Genomic DNA, 18,303 nt, shown 5'->3' on the forward strand with positions numbered 1-18,303 from the left:
ACGTCGCGCGGGTCGGGGACGGCGGGTCAGAGATTCCAGCCGGCGCCGGACCGGCTGGATCCCAGCCGTACGTCCGTGGCGCCGGGCGCCACGAATTGCGGCCGCAGCTGCTCGCGTGTCAGGTAGTTGTCGATATCGAAGAGCTGATCACCGGTCAGCGTGCGCCAGAGCTTGGCGCGGTTGACCAACTCGAGCCGGCCTTCGTTGGCCGAGGTCCAGCCGAAGCGGGCGGTCAGTTCCTTCAGCACGGCGGGATCGTCGATGTCGTCGGTGTTCCACAGCCGCAGTTGGCGTACGGTCGGGTTGAACCTGATCTTGAACATGTAGCGCGGCACATCGGAGTCGTTGCGTCGCCCGCCGTGCCAGATCCCGTGATGCAGGAAGACCACCGTTCCGGCGGGGCAGACCAGCCGGGTCTGCCCGGCGAGATTCTGATACCGGCCGATGCCGGTCTGGTTGATCCTGCGCAGGTGGGTGCCGGGAACACTCAGGGTGCCACCCTGCTCCAACGTGACGTCCCGCGGGTAGTACATGAGCTGTACGTCGAAGGCGTCGGTCCGGGTGTCCAGGATGGCGTCGCCGTGCATGTTCTGGGCCTCGCCGCCGCGCGGTGGCCGAATGTGGACCGCGTGGTGATCGATCACCGGGCCGGGGCCGACCAGACTCTGCAACGCACCGGCGACCGGCGGAAGATCAAGCAGTTCGCGGACGAACGTGCCCGTCGGAAAGGCCTCGTCCAACGGTGTGCCGTACGGATAACCCGGAATCCCGGCGTCCAGCACTTCGATGGCGCGCTGGTTCATGCTGTCCGGCACCACCGCCTCCAGAGCGAAGCTGCCGTGTGACACGAAGTGGGCCATTTCCACCGAGCCCATCAGGTGCTTGCGGTCGACCAGCGCGGTCATCGGTCATTCCTTCCTCAGGGTTGCGACCATGTGACTCCGAGCGCCGTCCAAGCATGGTTGCCCCAGACGACGATCAGTCCTGTTCAGATTAGGGATCGCGCGAGGTCGTTGTCGTGGTGCTGACACGGCAACTACTGGTTCAATTCCTGCATGAGCACGTCTGTGGTGGAAACCGGGCGATCACCCGCTCCGGGCCGAAGCGTCTTCATCGATCTCGACGAGCCGCCCGAAGTGGTCAACCAGGGCCGGGGCGTGCACGGCGTCAGCCGGCGGGAAGATCGGTTCCGGCTTCCCGAGCTCTGGTCGCTCCACCTGTACGGCTATCACGCGGAGTTGCAGGTCGACGGGCTGAGCCTTCGGGTCGCGCCGGGGACGGTCTCCCTGGTGCCGCCTGCGGCGGACATCCGATACCGCTACCAGGGCCCGTCGACCCACCTCTACGCGCACCTGCGGGCACGTGGTGGTTACAGCCGGTCAGAGGAATCCGGCCCGCTCACCCGGCTGGAAGTGCTGATGTCGCCGGGTGCGGAACTGCCGACGATCACCGATCTGATGGAATCGGCGGTGGCCGCCGCGCCGGTGCGACCGGTTCGCACCCGGGCTGACGTCTGGCAGGTGCTGCTCCGGCTGGCCGACCGTCCGGCGATCCCCCGCGCCACACCGGTCGCCCGTGATCATGTCGTCGCCGCCATGTCATACATCGAGTCCCGGCTGCCCGAACCGCTGACAGTGCCGGAGGTGGCCGAGGCGGTCGGCATCTCGACCAACCACCTCGCCCGCCTCTTCGGTAGCGAAGCCGGGCAGACCGTCGTCGGCTACATCCGTCGCCGCCGGATCGATCGCGCCCGCCGCCTGCTCGCTGCCAGCACGATGTCGATCAGCGCCATCGCAGCGAGCGTCGGCATCCCGGATCTCCAGTCGTTCAACAAGGCCTGCCGTACGGTGACCGGCCGCTCGCCACGTCAGCTCCGGGACGGCACGATCCCTGACAGCCCCGCTTCCTGAGACTCGGCTTGCGTTGATCGTTACGCCGCAGACCGGACGAACCTGATCGTGACGAAACGCGGCCGGCAGTTGTTGGCATCGGCCAGCAGATCATCGCCGTTGCCGCTGTTGACGTTGTAGGAGACGACGAGTTCACCGGGCTTGCTGATCTCCGGATGAGCGGCGACGTTGTACGGCGCGTAGAGGTTGCCGACACCGCCTTCGGGTGCTGTGTAGACCGCCGTTCGGCCGGTGAAGGGACCGACCGGGGTCGGGGCGGTGGCGACGTAGATCCGGTGATCGGTGAAGATCGCTGCCGACGTCGTGGTCAGGACGAACTGCCCGTTCATCGGGGTGACGCTGTAGGAAGCGCCGACGTCATCAGTGACTGCGGTCGAGGATTCCGGATCGGAGGACCAGGTGTCGCCGGTCCAGAACTGCCAGCGATGTTCGATCAGCTGGCCGACTCTGGCGCGGGCAACGTGCATGGCACTGTCCTTGATGCCGTAGATGTAGATGTAGCCGCCGCAGGAAACCAGTTCGTTGCCCCAGTTGACGCCATCCGGCTGCCCGTACGTGCGGGTGATCTTGTCGATCGTGAAGTCTTTGGTGTAGGTGACGATGTCGGAGCCGAGCCAGCCGAAGTTCCACGGCGGCGGGCCGTCGGTCTGGCCGATGCGGCCCTGGAAGACCCGCAACTTGCCGCCGTCCATGATGCCGTCGCCGTTCCAGTACCACGGGTCTCCGTTCACGGCGTCCGGCGGCGAGGCGATCGACGCCGGCGCCTCGTGGGTCCCGCCGGTGATTGTCGTATAGGGCACGCCGTCGAGGTGGGCGGGCAGGATCGAGCCGTGGATGAAACCGGGGTTGGTGAGACTCTCGTCGGGATTGACCGGACCCAGGAAGGTGTCGTTCATCAGCCAGGCGACATGATCACCAGGAAGCTTCACCGAATAGGTTCCGTCCGACGAGGCCCAACCACCGTGATTGGACCAGCCACCGCCACCGTTGCCGAACTCACGGAACGCCTCGGTGAGTCGGGTGTTCGCGGTGGCCATCGGGGTGGTCGGATCCTTCGGGCGGACTCCGGTACAGGAGGTGAACCCGTCGGGATTCGGGCCACTGGCGGGTTCCGCCCCGGCTTGGGCGGGAACCGCGATGATCCCGGCGAGGCCGGCCAGCAGTGCCGCACCGAGAACTCGTTTGGGGAGAGCGTGCATGGGAGATGCTCCTTCAGGTTGACAACAGGACGCGGCCGGGGGTTGCGAGCATGCCCGCGTCCACGACCACGGTCGTTCCGGTGATGTAGGAGGCCGATGAGCTGCAGAGAAAGGCCACGACCGCCGCAATCTCGTGGGGCTGTGCCATCCGGCCGTGTGCGGCGGTCACCGGCGGATCCGGCGGCCTGGCGGCCGGGCGCCCGTCGTCGGGCGACCCGTCGACGGTGACCAGTGGGGTCAGGACCGGTCCGGGGGCCACACTGTTGACCCGGATGCCATCGGTCGCATGATCAACTGCCATCGACCGGGTGAGCGCGTCGAGGCCGGCCTTGCTGACCGAGTAGCCGAGTACGCGTGGTTGCGGGGTGTGGCCTTGGACCGAGGAGACGTTGACAATGGATCCGCCGTGGCGGGCCCGGAGGTGTGGGACCGCGAACTTCGCGGCGAGGAAGGCGCCGGTCAGATTCGTGTCGATCACGGTGTGCCAGGCGTGTTCGGTGGTGTCCTCGACCGTCCCGTAGGTCTGAACGCCGGCGCAACAAACCAGCATGTCCAGGCCGCCGTACCGATCCGCGGCGAGATCCATCAGCCGGTGCATGTCGTCTGCCGACCGGACGTCGGCGGTCGTTCCGGTGACGGCGGTGCCGAACTCGGCCAGCTCCCGTTCGGCAGCCCCGACCGTGTCGGGGTCGTGGCTGCAATAGACCACGCTGACGCCGTCGCGTGCCAGCGCGGCAACCGTGGCGCGGCCGATGCCGGTTGATCCGCCGGTGACGACGGCGACGCGGCCGCCGCCCCCGATGGACGAACGATGGTGTGAAGGCGTGTCCCGCATCAACGGCGCCTAGTTCGCCTTGATCAACTTGTTGACACTCTCGGCGTACGCATCGAGTGTCGGTCCGACCGGCTTCTTGCCCTGAAGCATCGGATTCCATTGGCTCTTGGTCAGATTGCCCGCCTTGCCGGCCCACGGGTCGAGGAAACCGGTGCCGACCTTCTGCTCGTTCTGCAGCTCCTGTTCCACGGTGGCCGACACCTGTTTGCCGATCGCTCCGTGGCTGCGCAGGTTGTCAAGGTAACCCTTGGAACCGGGCACGTAGGCGATCGGTGCCACCGGGTCCTTGGCGTAGGCCTCGTTGAAGACCGTGGTGAGCATGTAGGAGATGACCTGCCAAGTGGCGTCGGGATTCTTCAGCCCGACGGGCGAACAGAACGCGTTCGCCTCCAACGGTGCGATCTGTGCGGCCGAACCACCCGGGATCGGCGCGTACCCCCAACTCATTGTCGGTTTGCCGTCGAAGATCGCCACGGCATTCCACTGGCCGCCCCAGACCATCGGGACCTGACCATTGATGAAGGCTGCCCAAGTGTTGGTGCCGGTGAAGTCTGGGTCGGTCACCTCGCCGGCCCGGATCGCCTGCGACCAGCGGGTTGCGCCCTCCTTCAGCTGTGCGTCTGCGCTGAACTTCGACACGTTCTTCCAGGTCCGCTCCGCCGCAAGTCCGTTCCCACCGTTGCTGATCGAGTAGATCGACAAGCCGACGGGGTCGTAGAGATCGCCCCAACCGGTCTGCATTCCGTATTGCTTCGTCTTGCCGCCCTCGGTGATGGTCAACTTCTTCATGTCGGTGAAGAGGTCGTCCCAGGTCCAGTCCGCGGACGGGAGCTCCAGGCCGGCCTTTCTGAACAGGTCGGCGTTGTAGAAGACGCCGTACGTGTTCGCCTCGTTGGGCACTCCGTATTGCTTGCCGCCGACCTCGTACTGATCAAGGTAACCGGGTCCGAACCTGGCCTTGTCCACCGGCGCCTTCTTCGCGCCGGCGGCGGTGCCGTCGACATAGGACGTCCAGTCGTACAGCTTGCCGCTGGCCGCCAGGGGCTGGAAGCTGTTGTCCAGGTTGGCGCACCAGAAGATGTCCGGCAACGTATTGGACAACACCATCGAGTTGATCTTCTGGTAGTACTGCGCGCCCGAGCCGACGTAGACCAACTTGATCTTGATACCGGACTTCTCGGTGAGCTTGTCCAGCGACTCCTGGTAGAGCTTGCGGTCCTGGGGATTCGCCCACGTCATCAGGGAGACAGTGGTCACCCCGTCGCCACCCTGTCCGCTGGTGCCATTGGCGCCGGTGCCGCCACTGAATCCGCCACAAGCAGCTGAGACGGCCGCCAGACCGCCGGCAACCAGCCCTGCGAAGATGCTCTTGATACGTCGTCCCATAGCCCGTCGACTCCTTTGTGTCTGGCTATTTCTGTGATACGCCGAGCGTCCCGAGCCCCATCATGAAGTACCGCTGGGCAAAGAAGAACAGCACCAACGGAGGCAGCATGTAGAGCAGATTGGACGCCATGTAGTAGTTGAACTGCGGAGTTGCTTCGTTGAGCCCGCCCATGAAGTTCGCCATGCCGAGCGAGAGTGTGTACTTCGATTCGCTGTTCAGGTAGACCAGCGGGTTGAGGAAGTCATTCCACGATGCCTGGAACGCCATGATCGTCATCGTGATCCACAACGGCTTGGTCAGCGGGATCATCAACCGGGTGAAGATCTTCCAGTGGCCCGCGCCGTCGATCATCGCCGACTCATCGATCGACCGAGGAATCGAGGTGAAGTACTGCCGCGCCAGGAAGATGAAGACCGGATTGCCGAAGAAGGACGGGAGGATCAGCGGGAACCAGGTGTCGATCAAGTGCATCGCGAAGAACATCCGCTGGATCGGGATGAGGGTGACGATACCCGGCACGAAAATCGAGAAGGTGAAGAGGTAGAACCAGAAGTTCCTACCGGGAAAGCGGATCCGGGCGATTGCGTAACCTGCGAGCATGGAGCTTGCCACCGAGCCGAAGACCGACAGCGCGGTGACGGTGACCGTGTTGGCCAACAGCAGCGGGAACTGGATCTGCTCGGGGCCGCGGATGAAGTTGGACCATTGGAAGGTGCGTGGCAGCAGTTGTGGAGGTAGCTGCAGGATGTTGCTGTCCGGCTTCAACGCGATCGAGATCATCCACAGCAACGGCACCAACATCGTGACCGCGAGCAGACTGCACAGCAGGTACCAGCTGACCCGGGACAGGGTCATCGGCACCCGGCGGCTCAACGGGATGCGGCGCTTGGTCACCAGGTCGGGACTTGGATCGAGCCGTTGGCTCGGCGGGTACGTGGTCGTGGTTGCGGGCATCGTCATTTGGTCTCCTCGAACACCCACATCGACGAGGTCTTCAGCGTGACACCGGTGATGATCATGATGATCACGAAGAGGATGAGCGCCTCCGCCGTTGCCAGCCCCAGGTTCGGATAGCTGCCGAAGGCATCGGAGTAGATCTTGTACATGAAGAGGGTGGTCGACGTCCCCGGTCCCCCGTTGGTCAGCACGGCGACCTGATTGAAGGCTTGGAACGCCAGCACGAGTCCCAGGACAAGCTGGAGAAGCATGATGGGTGTGATCAACGGGAGAGTGATCGCGAAGAACATCCGGACCGTTCCCGCGCCGTCGGTGCGCGCCGCCTCGTACACCTCGACCGGGACGTTCTGCAAGCCGGCCAGAAAGATGATCATGGAACCGCCTACGCCCCACACTCCGATGATCACGATTGCGGGCATCGCCATGTGGGGACTCTGCAACCACTGGCTCGTCGGCAGACGGAGGTCGCTGAGCAGTTGGTTGGCCAGGCCGTACAGCGGGTCGTAGATGTACTTCCAGAGGGTGAGGACCGCGATCGACGGCAGGACCACCGGAAGGTAGAAGATCGTCCGGTACAGCTTGACGCCGGGGACGACCCGGTTGAGCAGCACAGCGAGGGCCAGACCGAAAATGATGCCTGACGGGACGCTGAGCAGCACGAAGTACGCGGTGGCCCGGAGCGACGGCCAGAAGGTCGGGTCGTCGAACAGCATGTACCGGAAGTTGTCCAGACCGGTCCAGCGGGCCGGGCTCAGACCGTCCCACTTGGTGAAGGCGTGGAATGCGGAGCTGATCAGCGGATAGACCATGAAGACCGTGACGCCGACGATGGTCGGCAGTATGAACAGGTACGCCGTCACCGTGTTGCGTCGCCGGTGGCTCAGGCCCCGGCCTGCCGGTCGCGCGAAAGCTTCCATCCGTGGTACCTCCACCTCTGCGCCGCGCGCGCTGCGCCGAGGCCGTCAATGTCGCCGTTGTCATTGAGTGTTGGCGACCGCAGTCGCCGGACCTGCTGATGAAGCGTCGACCCCGAACGGGTCCGACCGACCGCCATCATGTCAACGTTGACGTCGAATTGTCAACGATGACATTCCTGATCGCCGATTCCCGAATGGGGGCCCGGTCGGAGCCGTACCATGTGCCGCATGACAGGCAGCAAAGTCGCCCTCGAGGGCTCGCCGGCCGGTCTCTTGCGGCCTCGCCCGAGCCTGAAGGACGTCGCGATCGCGACCGGTCTCAGCATCAAGACGGTCTCTCGGGCGCTGCGCGGCGAACCCAACGTGGCCGAGGCCACGCGACAGCTGGTCCAGGCCGAGGCGGATCGCCTGGGGGTGCAGGTCAACGACGTCGCGGCGGGCCTTCGCCGGAAATCCCAGGCGATGACCTCGATCGGGGTGCTTCTCGGCGACTTTGCCAACCCGTTCTCCGCGCAGATGCTCAAGGGCATCGATTCCGTGGCGGCCACACATCGGCATGTCGTTCTCACCGCCGATGCGCAGTACAGCCCGGAGACCGAACGCAACGCCATCCGGTCCTTCCTCGCCCATCGGGTCGCCGGCCTGATCATCGCACCCAGTGGCGAGGACCTGAGCTACCTGAACGCGCAGACCGCCTACGGCTTCGCGGTGGTGATCGTCGATTCGCCGCCGCCCACTGGTGACGACGGGTGGGATTCGGTCACGGCCACGAACTTCGAGAGCACCAAGGACGGAGTCGCGCGGCTCATCCGGCGGGGGCACCGCCGCATCGGCTATCTGGGTCATCCGCGGGGTGGCATCGGCGCCAACGAACGCTGGGCGGCTATCTCGCTGCGCTGCAGGAGGCCGGCATCGAACCTGACCAGTCAGTGATCGAGCACGATCTGGTGACCGAGGACGACGCCACGCGGGCGACGGAGCAGATCCTCTCCCAGGGTGACGTCGACGCGCTGATGATCGACAACAATCAGCTGTGTACCGGCGTGCTGCAGTCACCGACGTACGCCCGGCGTCGGCCCGAGACACTCAGCTTCGACAACTTCGCGCTGGCGCCGCAGTTCGGCATCACGGTGATCGACAGCAACCCGTACGAAATGGGCAGGACCGGTGCTCAGCTGTTGTTCGAGCGGCTTGCCGAGCGCAGCAGACCGCCGCAACATGTCCGCGTTCCCGCCAGTCTGATGGTCAACGACGACCCGATCTATTGACGTTGCAGTAACCCAGGAGCCGGGGATGCGTAACGATCTCCTGGCTGCCGGTCGCAGACACGTGGCAGTCGACGGTCAGGTCTTCATCCAGCGACAACCGCCTCAGCGCTCCGCCCACACATTCGCGGCTCGGATGATCAGCAATGAGGGGCTGGCGATGATCTTGGCCGAGACCGGAAGGCCGTTGGACCGTTGGGCTGTCGAGGCAGCGGTTCGCGGCGCGTCTGTCGGGCCCTTGATCGGTCATGCTCCGTCGGTACGAACAGGCTGGTGGGACTCGTAGGCCCGCAGCCAATCCGCGTGGACCTGCGGCGGATGGGCCGGCTGCACGCAAAACTCATTGCCTTCCGGATCGGCCATCACGACCCAGGACCGGTTGTCACCTTGGCCGATATCGACCCGCCTGGCTCCCAAACCCTCCAGTCGGGCGATCTCCGCCGACTGGTCATCGGGTCGAAGATCAAGATGCAGGCGATTCTTACCGGTCTTGCACCCAGGGACCTTGATCAACAGCAGATCGGGGACCACACAGTCTTCCCGGCTGCCGGCCGGCGGCTCGACAACCCACTCGGGATCCTCGGCGTGGCTGATCACCCAGCCCAACGCCTCTGCCCAGAACCTCGCCAGTCGCCCAGGAGCCTCGGAATCGATGATCAATGCACCCATGCGCAGTCCCATGGTGACAACCTAGGCAGCAGTGACTGTGACCCTCGACCCCTTTTCGACTGCCCGCCCGATGAGGTTCCCCGCAACCCGCATCTCCCGACACCGCATACGTCAGTGACTCCGCAAGCAAGCCCGGCGCGGCCTGTCGCCCGTGCACAGTGATAGGAATCCCGACGGCGTTGACTCGCACGACCTCAACCGAGTTCGAATCAGGCGACGACGTCGTGATTCCCCTCACGCGATCACGAGTGATCACCGCGTGGCTTCGATGAGATGTCGAGTTGAGTGAGCGACGAACGATCCCTTGGTCCGGATGAGCCGGTCCAGCTCGTCGAGCTTGTCCACGTACTTGGTGACCGTGAAATCGGGCACCCACCACACGCACTTTCGCAGGATCCACGCCACTGCGCCGACATCGAAGAATTCCATACGACAGCGGGCGATCCTGAGGTCGGTCACCCGCAGTCCGGCCCGTTCGGCGTCGGCAGCCTCGCGATAGGGGTCGCGGCCGCTCGGCTCGGCCGGGATGGGCCCCATGAAGAAGTCGGTAAGCTCGCGCGCCGATTCCGGCCCTACATGCTGTCCGAAATAGTGCCCGCCGGGCCGGAGAGCACGACGGGCCCAGGCCCATCGAGGCCGGACCGGGTGTCTTGAGGTGACCAAATCCAAGGAGCCATCCGGGATCGGAAGTTCGTCATTACGACTCGTGTCGATCACGGTCACACCGCGCGGTCCCAACAAGCCGCGCGCCCGTCGAACGTTGGGCGGCCAGGACTCGGTCACGTACATATCCGGCGGCAAGATCGGCGCCTCGTTGACCACCTCACCGCCGCCGGTGTCGATGTCGAGCGCAGACCGTACGGAGGAGAGCCGCGCCGCAAGCAACCGGGCGTATCCCCATGATGGCCGTTCCTCGGTCGCCCTTCCGTTCAGCCAGGCAAAACCCCAACCGTCGACGTCGGCCGATTCGGCCTCGCTGATCAAGTCATCAAAGGAACGCACAAGTGGCGACGTTGCCTGACTGACTCGCTGACGCACAACGGGTTATCAGAGACGTGTCAGTGGGCGGCTGTCTCGATCACCGCGCGAATCAGCCGTGAGGACTGTTCAGCGATCTGCCGGGGCGGGCATGGCCGGTCGTGTTCGAGCCACCACACGATCGACTGCACGAACATCGCGGCGATGACGCCGGGCACGAGCGAATCTCCGGTCTGCCCGGGCAGGTGTTCGCTGGACATCCTCGCCAGCGCCGCACGCATCCGGTCGGCGAACCAGGGGCTGCCCTTGCGTCCGAGCAGCGCGCCGTACATCCGGTGATAAGAATCGACGTGGCCGAGGAAGTCGGCCCAGCGCTGATCCGGGGACCGGGCGTCGGCCGGTTCGGTGGTAGTCATCGCAGCCAACGCCTCGTCGAAGATCTGTTCGACGAGTTGGTGCTTGTCGCGATAGTTCCGATAGAACGCTGCCCGGCTCACCATGGCTTTGGAGGTGAGTTCGCCGACGGTGATCTGCTCGAACCCGCGCTCCTCGATCAGCTCGACGAGCGCGTGACGCAGCAGAGTGCGGGTGCGGAGGACGCGCACATCCGGTTGAGACATTTTCGTCCCCTTGTCTCGAGTGGGACAACGGCGGAGATCTGATGCTTGCGCAGCCATTCGGGCACTCCGATAGTGGACAACGGCTTCGAGACAAGTTGTCTCATTACGAGCATGATGTCAACAAAATGGAGGTGCCATGCGGGCTGTCACAGTGCGTCGGTTCGGTGGTCCGGAGGTGCTCGGTGTCGAAGACGTGCCCGAGCCGACGCCATCCACAGGTCAGCTGGTGGTGCGTGTGATGCTGGCAGGGGTCGCATTCGGGGACGTGATCGTACGGTCCGGTGGCTACCCGCGACCGCTTCCGTTGACCCCCGGTCTGGAGGTGGCCGGCGAGGTCGCTGCGGTCGGTCCGGGCACCGACCAATCGCTGCTGGGCAAGACGGTTGTCGCCACCACGGTCGGGCAGGCCGGCGGCTACGCCGAACAGGCACTGGTGATGGCCGATTACACGTTCCCCGTGCCGGACCGGCTGGAGCTTGCGACCGCACTCGCCGTGTTCCAGGCCGGAGCGGTCGCCCGTGGCCTGCTGTCGGCGATGCAGTTGCGCAGCGACGACGTCGTCTTGATCACCGCCGCTGCCGGCCGGATCGGGTCGCTGCTGGTGCAGTCGGCCAAGGCTGCCGGGGCCACGGTGATCGGCGCGGCGAGCCGGGACAAGCTGACCGCGGTCACCGAGTTCGGGGCCGATCATGTCGTCGACTATGGCGATGCCGGCTGGCCGGACGAGGTGCGCCGGCTGACCGGCGGCCGCGGTATCGACCTGGCCCTCGATGCCGTTGGCGGTCAGACGACCGAAGGTGCCGTGGCCGCAGCCAGCGACGGGGGCGGCCGCATCGGCATCTACGGCTACGCGTCCGGCAAGTGGCCAGTGTTGGAGGCCCGGACCGTCGCGAGCCGCGGTCTCACGGTGTCCGGCGCGCTGGGCATGGTCATCCGCAAGTCCGATGCCCGGCAACGCGATGACGCGATCGAGGCACTTTCTGCGGCCGCCTGCGGGGAGCTGCGCCCCCGCATCCACGCAAGGTTCCCGCTGGCACGAGCCGCCGACGCGCACCGCGAACTGGAGGGACGCCGGTCTGTCGGGGCGATCGTGCTCTCCATCACCTGATCATGGCGACAACCCTGCCAACACGGACGCAAGCGGATCAGCCCGGCACCGGCACCTCGCTACACAAGTGACCTGATGCAAATCGACACCGTACGGTTGGGCCTGGGTTGACGTCCGCGTCGTTCGGTTCGCGGCGGATCGTGTGCAAAGAACAGAGGAGGGAGTTGTCCGAGCAACGCCGGGTTCTGATCCGCGGGGACGTCGTGCAACGTCCGCGCAAACCCTGGACCCCGACGGTCCAGTCGTTGCTGCGGCACCTCCGGCTGAACGGACTGCCGGTGCCCGAGCCGTTGGGCTATGACGAGAACCACGAATATGTCGGCCTGGTTGCCGGCGATGCCGGCGATCAGGCTTGGCATCACCAACTGCAGCGTGACGGAGTCCGTTCGGCCGGCGTTCTGCTGCGTCGGATCCATGACGCCGGCGCGACCTGGCAACCACCCGATGATGCGATCTGGTCGGTGCGTTCGCGCGGAGACGTGATCTGTCACGGTGATCCGCAACCGGCCAACTTCGCGTGGCGGAACGGGACGGCGGTCGGCCTGTTCGACTGGGACGCCGCTCGGCCGGGAAGTCGACTGGACGATGTGGCGTACGCATTGCTGTGGCTGGTTCCGGTCGGCGTCGACGCGGCCGAGTTGAAACGGCGCGGCTTCACATCCATGCCGGATCGTCGGGACCGGGCCGAAGCCTTCCTTGACGGCTACGGGTGGCAGGACACGATCAACGTCGTCGAGGTGGCGCTGGCCAGACACCGGCAGGCGATCGAGGAAGTCGAGATGCTGGGGCGCGAAGGACACCAACCCCACGCTGATTGGGTCGCAGCCGGATGGCCGGACCGCTGGCGATCGGGACTGGACCGGATGCGGCTGCTGAGCAACGGTTTCGACCCCCTGATCCGCGTCTGCTGATCATCGTCACCGAGGAGTCCGTACCCCGATGCCAGGCCGCGGAGGGTCTGCTCAGCCGCAATTCACCAATCAGCTAAGGGCCGGTACGCGTTGCCGGGTGATGGCGGTCGCTCCGGATTCCACCAGTTCGACCGCGCCGGCTTCATGAACGTACGGACAGCTGACGGCGATGAGCAGAGGCTTCCACTCCGTCTCACAGGACCTTCGTCCGGCACCCGGCGATCCGGTTCAAGCGCAGCGCCCACTGACCCACTCTGTTCGGGCGGGCCATGGATCCGCGACGTCGGCGTCGCCGGGCAGGCCCGGGGCCGGGCTGTGGCTCATGACCTTCGACCCTGTGGCGGGCGAAGCAGCGAAGGTGGACTGATCACGGGCCAGATCCGAGCAAGTGGCCTGTCGACGGGGAGATGAACATGGTCGAGGACGGTGGCCCGCAGCTGCTGTCCGATCACGGCAGCGCAGGACCCCGCCGCGACCGTCACTGGCGCCAGTTGCGCAGCATCGGGTTCACGGCCCTCACGATCCTGGTGATCGAGTACCTCGCGGTACCGCAGATCGTCCACGCCACTAGTGACCTCACGCTGTTCGCTGACGCCTCGCCACTGCTGTTGGTGCTTGCCTTCATCCTCGAAGCCTGCTCGCTGGCGGCGTACACGGCACTGAGCAGAGCCGTCCTGCTCACCAACAACCGCCCCGGCTACTTCGCCCAGCTCCGCATCGATCTGACCGGTTACGGCGTCAGCCACGTGATCCCGGGCGGCGGTGCGTCCGCAGCCGCATTGCGATTCCGTCTGATGACCCAACGAGGAGTGCCGGCCACGGACGCTGCATCGAGCGCTGTGGTCCAGACGGCCGTGACAGATCTGAGCCTGGTCGCGACCTTCGCAGCGGGAGTGATCTTGATCGGACCCGCAATTGCCGACCATCCGGCCTATGCCGTGGCCGGAGCGCTGGCTGTCATCGCGTTGCTCGCTGGGGCGATCATGGTCCGCCGGTACAGCAGACGCCCTACGAACAGACACCACCCGGTCCGTCGAACTCCGGGCCGTTTCGCGCCGCGCACGATCCTCGGACCGCGGGTATCGCAATGGATCGCACGCGTCATCAGGGACGTCGCCGGCGTGTCGCGCATGACCGCCAGCGAAGCAGCGCAACTGGCCCGCGACCCGCGTCGCCGCCTGACCGTCTTCGGCTGGGCGGGCGGCAACTGGTTGTTCGATGCCGCAAGTCTCTGGGTCTGTCTCCGCGCCTACCACGTAACGATTGATCCGGGGGTGCTACTGACGGCCTACGGTGCGGCCAACCTGATCGCGCTACTGCCAGTGTCGCCGGGCGGACTCGGCATCGTCGAAGGCGTGCTGATCCCGGCTCTCGGAGCACTCGGTGACACAACGGCGGCACCGGTGGCCTTGGGCGTGCTCACGTGGCGACTGTTCCAGTTCTGGCTGCCGATCCCGATCTCCGGACTGACCTACCTGAGCCTGAAGCTGCAGTCGGTCAAGCGGAGCGGATGATCTCCTCGACCGGTCGGCGCGGAGCCGGTGGCATGGGCTCGCTCGGCGCCCACCCGATCCGCAGCACCACCTGGGGCGAGAGGGTGCCCGCCAGGACCCGGTCACGAATGACCTGGCGGGTCGCCCCGATCTCGAGCGGCTGACTCAGCGGGCAGGTGCCCAGCCCCTCTCGGGTCGCCTCGAGCAGGACCGCGCTCATGGCCTCGCCAGCTCGCAGCTGGGACAGTCGATCGTCGGACGCGGTGCCGATCACCACCAGGGTCGCTTCCTCGGGTGCCTTATCGGTCGCTGCGGCAGGCCCACCACCGAAATCCCGGGCCGCCTCAACCACCTCCGGCACCGGTCGGACGACGTTGGCAGCAGGGATACCTGAGCCGCCGCTCTCTCGGGTCCAGGTTGCGAGTTCGTCGGCGTACCCCGCCAGGCCGGCTTGCGCGCGTCCCGCGGCTGCGAACGCGCCAACCAAAGCCTGACGTGCGCCAGGATCGTCGATGACGCGGAGGACGGCGCCCTGCGCTGCAGCCCGGTCGATCAGTCGGCGGCGGAACGCTTCCGGCACGGGGTAACTGCGGAAGGGTCGTCGATCCGTACGACGCCGGGGGATCTGCTCGACCAATTCGTGATCGACTGCTTCGATCTGATCGGTGAGCTCGATGGAGGCGATGCGGTCCGGGTCCCACTGGTCCGGGAGCCTCCGGACCCGGGCGCCGATGCCGGCAGCGGCCAGGCCCAGCCGGAGATGGTGCAGCGCCGCGCCGCAACTGAGCAGTAGGTCCCGCTGGTCGGCGTCGGTGACCTTGAGCCAACGCTCGCGATCGGCGTACAAGTCGATCCGTTGCTGACCGACGACGAAGAACCAGGGCTGGCTGTTGTGGATCGACGGGGCGTGCGCCGCCAGTTCGATCGCCGCCACGAGAGTCGGAGGGATGGTCCGGTGTACCTCGGTCATGATCGTTGCGCCACCTGACAATGCTCGTTCGATGGATCCGACCGCATCGGTCGATCACTTCAGCGTCGCCCTTGGGGAGTCCCGCCTAACAGGGCCTAAAGCCATCCGGACCGCGCGCTTCCGGGGCCCGATCGTCCCGTCGCTGCTATGGCTTTCGGCTCTGCGGCCGGCTGATCGAGTGGACTTACGGTCGAATCGTCCCAGCCGGCGAAGCGGATGTGACCCGAGGAGAGTCGAATGCCTGATCCAGTGTCTGACCCAGTGTCTGATCCAGTGTCTGACTCGATGTCGGAGCCGATGCCCGAGCCGATGTCGGAGCCGATGCCCGACGTACCGGTGTGGGTACATCGTTTCGACCAACTGGATGAGGTCGAGCGTCAGGGGAACGGCGACTGGGACTCCGTCCGCGCGTTGCTGGGAGGCAAAGGCAGCGGTCTGGCGGAAATGACGCGGCTCGGCATACCAGTACCGCCGGGATTCACTGTGACCACCCGGGCCTGCCTGCGGTATCTGGAGAACGACAACACGATGCCGGACGGACTGTGGGACCAGGTCGTGACGGCCCTGCACGACGTAGAGGACCGGGTCGGGAAGCGGTTCGGCGACCCGGCCAGTCCCCTTCTGGTCTCCTGCCGGTCGGGAGCGAAGTTCTCCATGCCCGGGATGATGGACACCGTCCTGAACATTGGGCTCAATGACGACACCGCCAAGGGTCTGATCGCGCTGACCGGGGACGAGCACTTCGTCTACGACTCCTACCGGCGACTGATCCAGATGTTCGGCACGGTTGTGCTGGGACTGCGCGATGACCTCTTCGAGAACATTCTGTCCCGGGCACGGACAGCCCGTGGGGTGAGCAGCGACTCGGACCTGACTGTCGATGATCTTCGTGCGGTGATCACGGGATTCCGCGATATCGCCGGCCAGTTCCCCACTGATCCGCAGGAGCAATTGCGGATGGCGATTGAGGCCGTCTTCTCCTCCTGGAACGGAAAGCGGGCGGTCGACTACCGCAACGCAGCCGGCATCCCGCACGATCTTGGCACGGCGGTGAACATCCAGGCGATGGTGTTCGGAAATCTCGGTGACAGGTCGGCGACCGGTGTTTGTATGACCCGAAGCGGCGCAACCGGACAACCCGGCCTCGAGGGGGATTTCCTGATCAACGCGCAGGGCGAAGACGTTGTGTCCGGTACCCGAGCGACCCGACCCATCGAGTCACTCAGCCAGGTGCTGCCAGAGGCGTACGCGGAGTTGCAGGCGACAGCTGCCAAACTCGAGGCCCGCTACCGAGACATGCAAGACATCGAGTTCACCGTCGAGGACGGCAGGCTCTGGATGCTCCAGACCCGGGACGGCAAACGCACCGCCCAGGCAGCGGTACGAATCGCCGTCGACCTGGCAACGGAGGGCCTGATCACACGACCCGAGGCGTTGTTGCGGGTCACCCCGGCGCAGATCGACTTCTTCCTGCATCCACAACTGACACCCGCCGACCGGAAGCGCGCCGCCGATCAGGGTCGACTGGTGGCCAGGGGTCTTGATGTCTCACCCGGGGCAGCCGTCGGGATCGCCGCCTTTGACCCGAATGTCGCCCAAAGGCTGGCGGCTGACGGACGGAAGGTCATCCTGGTCCGGCCCGAGACCAAGCCCGACGACGTACACGGCATGCTCGCCGCCGAAGGCATCCTGACCACCCGTGGCGGACGAACCAGCCACGCGGCCCTGGTGGCCCGTCAGTTCGGCAAGCCCGCGGTGGTCGGCGTCGGCGCACTCGACGTCGACGTGGTCACCCATCGGGCGACCGTCGGCGAACTGGTGATCGGCGAAGGCGACTGGCTGTCGATCGACGGCAGCACCGGCGAGGTCTATCTCGGCCAGCTCCAGACATTCGTTCCTGACATCACCGATCCGCGGTTGGCCACGCTGCTGACCTGGGCAGATGATCATCGGCAGCTCGGCGTGCGTGCCAACGCGGACTATCCGGCGGACGCGCGGCGGGCCAGGGACTACGGCGCAGAAGGCGTCGGCCTGTGCCGCACCGAGCACATGTTCTTCCAATCCGAACGACTCCCTGTCATGCAGCGGATGATCATGAGCGACTCGATCACCGAGCGCCGGGATGCACTTGCCGAACTCGAGCCGCTGCAGCGAGCCGACTTCCTCGGGCTGTTCCAGGCAATGGACGGCCTGCCAGTGATCATCCGTCTTGTCGACCCTCCGTTGCACGAATTCCTACCTACCTTCGAGCAACTGTCCGAACGCATCACCGATGCCAAGATTCGACTGTCGGCAGCCGGTTCTCTGGACGAAGTCGACAACCTGCTCAGCCGGCTTCGCAACGACGAGGACCTGCTGCGCCGCGTGCGTGCCCTGCACGAGGCGAACCCGATGCTCGGTCTGCGTGGCGTCCGTCTCGCCATCCGACATCCCGAGATTCTGCAGATGCAGACCAGAGCGATCTTCGAAGCTGCGTGCGACGCCATGGACAGCGGATGCAAACCGATGCCCGAGGTGATGGTGCCACTCACAACCGACCCTGGGGAACTCGTCCGGGTGCGAAAAATCATCGAGAGCGAAGCCGAAGCGGTGTTCGCCGACCGCCAGGTTCGCCTGCCCTACCAGATCGGTACGATGATCGAAACGCCGCGCGCGACCCTCCTGGCGGCTCGACTCGCCGAACACGCCGACTTCTTCTCCGTCGGCTCAAACGACCTCACCCAGATGACGTACGGGTTGAGCCGGGACGATGCCGAGACCAGCTTCCTACTCGACTACCTGAGATCGGGAGTCCTTGATCATGATCCGTTCAGCTCTCTCGATCCTGACGGTGTCGGGGCATTGATCGACCTGGCCGTTGACGCGGCTTCGAAAACCCAACGACCCTTCGAGGTTGGCGTCTGCGGTGAGCACGGCGGGGATCCGGCCTCGATCACCTGGTGCCATCAGCACGGGCTCAGTTATGTCAGCTGCTCCCCGTTCCGGGTCCCGGTTGCGCGACTGGCCGCTGCGCAGGCAGCACTCGTCGGCCGTGCAGACGAACGCACGACAAACCGAAGTGACACGTGATGGATCGTGTCCGGA

General features: G+C 65.5%; 17 protein-coding genes. 7 read left to right on the forward strand and 10 right to left on the reverse strand.

Annotated elements, in window-relative coordinates:
• Window positions 1-26 precede the first annotated feature (26 nt).
• The gene (locus GJV80_RS15095; protein WP_195908947.1) at window positions 27-905 is read right to left on the reverse strand and encodes a phytanoyl-CoA dioxygenase family protein; all 879 of its coding nucleotides are present in this window, start codon (window positions 903-905) and stop codon (window positions 27-29) included.
• A 150-nt stretch (window positions 906-1,055) separates the two neighbouring features.
• Between GJV80_RS15095 and GJV80_RS15100 the strand changes: the two genes are divergently transcribed.
• The gene (locus tag GJV80_RS15100; protein WP_154688601.1) at window positions 1,056-1,910 is read left to right on the forward strand and encodes an AraC family transcriptional regulator; all 855 of its coding nucleotides are present in this window, start codon (window positions 1,056-1,058) and stop codon (window positions 1,908-1,910) included.
• Between the two features lie 20 nt (window positions 1,911-1,930).
• Here GJV80_RS15100 and GJV80_RS15105 read toward each other — a convergent pair whose 3' ends face one another.
• The 5 genes from GJV80_RS15105 to GJV80_RS15125 are packed head-to-tail and all read right to left on the reverse strand — an operon-like array spanning window position 1,931 to window position 7,205.
• Window positions 1,931-3,109 (reverse strand): DUF5005 domain-containing protein, encoded by a 1,179-nt coding sequence (locus GJV80_RS15105; RefSeq protein WP_154688602.1) that lies wholly within the window; start codon window positions 3,107-3,109, stop codon window positions 1,931-1,933.
• 13 nt (window positions 3,110-3,122) lie between these two features.
• On the reverse strand, window positions 3,123-3,944 hold the full coding sequence (locus GJV80_RS15110) for an SDR family NAD(P)-dependent oxidoreductase (RefSeq protein WP_154688603.1): 822 nt from the start codon (window positions 3,942-3,944) through the stop codon (window positions 3,123-3,125).
• Between the two features lie 9 nt (window positions 3,945-3,953).
• Complete coding sequence (locus GJV80_RS15115; protein WP_154688604.1) at window positions 3,954-5,330, reverse strand: ABC transporter substrate-binding protein; 1,377 nt, start codon at window positions 5,328-5,330, stop codon at window positions 3,954-3,956.
• 25 nt (window positions 5,331-5,355) lie between these two features.
• A complete protein-coding gene (locus GJV80_RS15120; protein WP_230207727.1) occupies window positions 5,356-6,291 on the reverse strand; it encodes a carbohydrate ABC transporter permease in 936 nt (311 codons plus the stop codon).
• Window positions 6,288-7,205 carry a carbohydrate ABC transporter permease gene (locus tag GJV80_RS15125; protein ID WP_154688605.1) on the reverse strand — a complete coding sequence of 306 codons (918 nt, stop codon included), beginning with the start codon at window positions 7,203-7,205 and terminating at the stop codon, window positions 6,288-6,290. The genes GJV80_RS15120 and GJV80_RS15125 overlap by 4 nt, the downstream gene beginning before the upstream one ends.
• A gap of 228 nt (window positions 7,206-7,433) precedes the next feature.
• On the opposite strand from GJV80_RS15125, the gene GJV80_RS15130 reads away from it, so the two are divergent.
• Together GJV80_RS15130 and GJV80_RS15135 are read left to right on the forward strand one after the other, a co-directional pair.
• Window positions 7,434-8,138, forward strand: a complete 705-nt coding sequence (locus tag GJV80_RS15130; protein ID WP_195908948.1) for a LacI family DNA-binding transcriptional regulator — start codon at window positions 7,434-7,436, stop codon at window positions 8,136-8,138.
• On the forward strand, window positions 8,117-8,473 hold the full coding sequence (locus GJV80_RS15135) for a substrate-binding domain-containing protein (RefSeq protein WP_230208420.1): 357 nt from the start codon (window positions 8,117-8,119) through the stop codon (window positions 8,471-8,473). Before GJV80_RS15130 ends, GJV80_RS15135 begins: the two co-directional genes overlap by 22 nt.
• A gap of 243 nt (window positions 8,474-8,716) precedes the next feature.
• Here the strand turns inward: GJV80_RS15135 and GJV80_RS15140 are convergent, their stop codons facing one another.
• From GJV80_RS15140 to GJV80_RS15150, 3 genes are all read right to left on the reverse strand, one after another.
• Window positions 8,717-9,151, reverse strand: coding sequence for a VOC family protein (locus GJV80_RS15140; RefSeq protein ID WP_154688608.1), 435 nt, complete (start codon window positions 9,149-9,151; stop codon window positions 8,717-8,719).
• 240 nt (window positions 9,152-9,391) lie between these two features.
• On the reverse strand, window positions 9,392-9,961 hold the full coding sequence (locus GJV80_RS15145; RefSeq protein WP_230207728.1) for a class I SAM-dependent methyltransferase: 570 nt from the start codon (window positions 9,959-9,961) through the stop codon (window positions 9,392-9,394).
• 236 nt (window positions 9,962-10,197) lie between these two features.
• Window positions 10,198-10,737 carry a TetR/AcrR family transcriptional regulator gene (locus GJV80_RS15150; RefSeq protein ID WP_154688610.1) on the reverse strand — a complete coding sequence of 180 codons (540 nt, stop codon included), beginning with the start codon at window positions 10,735-10,737 and terminating at the stop codon, window positions 10,198-10,200.
• 136 nt (window positions 10,738-10,873) lie between these two features.
• Between GJV80_RS15150 and GJV80_RS15155 the strand changes: the two genes are divergently transcribed.
• From GJV80_RS15155 to GJV80_RS15165, 3 genes are all read left to right on the forward strand, one after another.
• A complete protein-coding gene (locus tag GJV80_RS15155) occupies window positions 10,874-11,845 on the forward strand; it encodes a zinc-binding dehydrogenase (protein WP_154688611.1) in 972 nt (323 codons plus the stop codon).
• A 164-nt stretch (window positions 11,846-12,009) separates the two neighbouring features.
• The gene (locus tag GJV80_RS15160; RefSeq protein ID WP_195908949.1) at window positions 12,010-12,756 is read left to right on the forward strand and encodes a phosphotransferase; all 747 of its coding nucleotides are present in this window, start codon (window positions 12,010-12,012) and stop codon (window positions 12,754-12,756) included.
• 413 nt (window positions 12,757-13,169) lie between these two features.
• Window positions 13,170-14,270, forward strand: coding sequence for a lysylphosphatidylglycerol synthase transmembrane domain-containing protein (locus GJV80_RS15165; protein WP_195908950.1), 1,101 nt, complete (start codon window positions 13,170-13,172; stop codon window positions 14,268-14,270).
• Here GJV80_RS15165 and GJV80_RS15170 read toward each other — a convergent pair.
• Window positions 14,254-15,219, reverse strand: a complete 966-nt coding sequence (locus tag GJV80_RS15170) for a nitroreductase family protein (RefSeq protein ID WP_154688614.1) — start codon at window positions 15,217-15,219, stop codon at window positions 14,254-14,256. The genes GJV80_RS15165 and GJV80_RS15170 overlap by 17 nt on opposite strands.
• A gap of 285 nt (window positions 15,220-15,504) precedes the next feature.
• On the opposite strand from GJV80_RS15170, the gene ppdK reads away from it, so the two are divergent.
• Complete coding sequence (ppdK, locus tag GJV80_RS15175; protein ID WP_154688615.1) at window positions 15,505-18,288, forward strand: pyruvate, phosphate dikinase; 2,784 nt, start codon at window positions 15,505-15,507, stop codon at window positions 18,286-18,288.
• Window positions 18,289-18,303 lie beyond the last annotated feature (15 nt).

Source organism: Microlunatus sp. Gsoil 973 (assembly GCF_009707365.1).
Classification (GTDB): Bacteria; Actinomycetota; Actinomycetes; order Propionibacteriales; family Propionibacteriaceae; genus Microlunatus.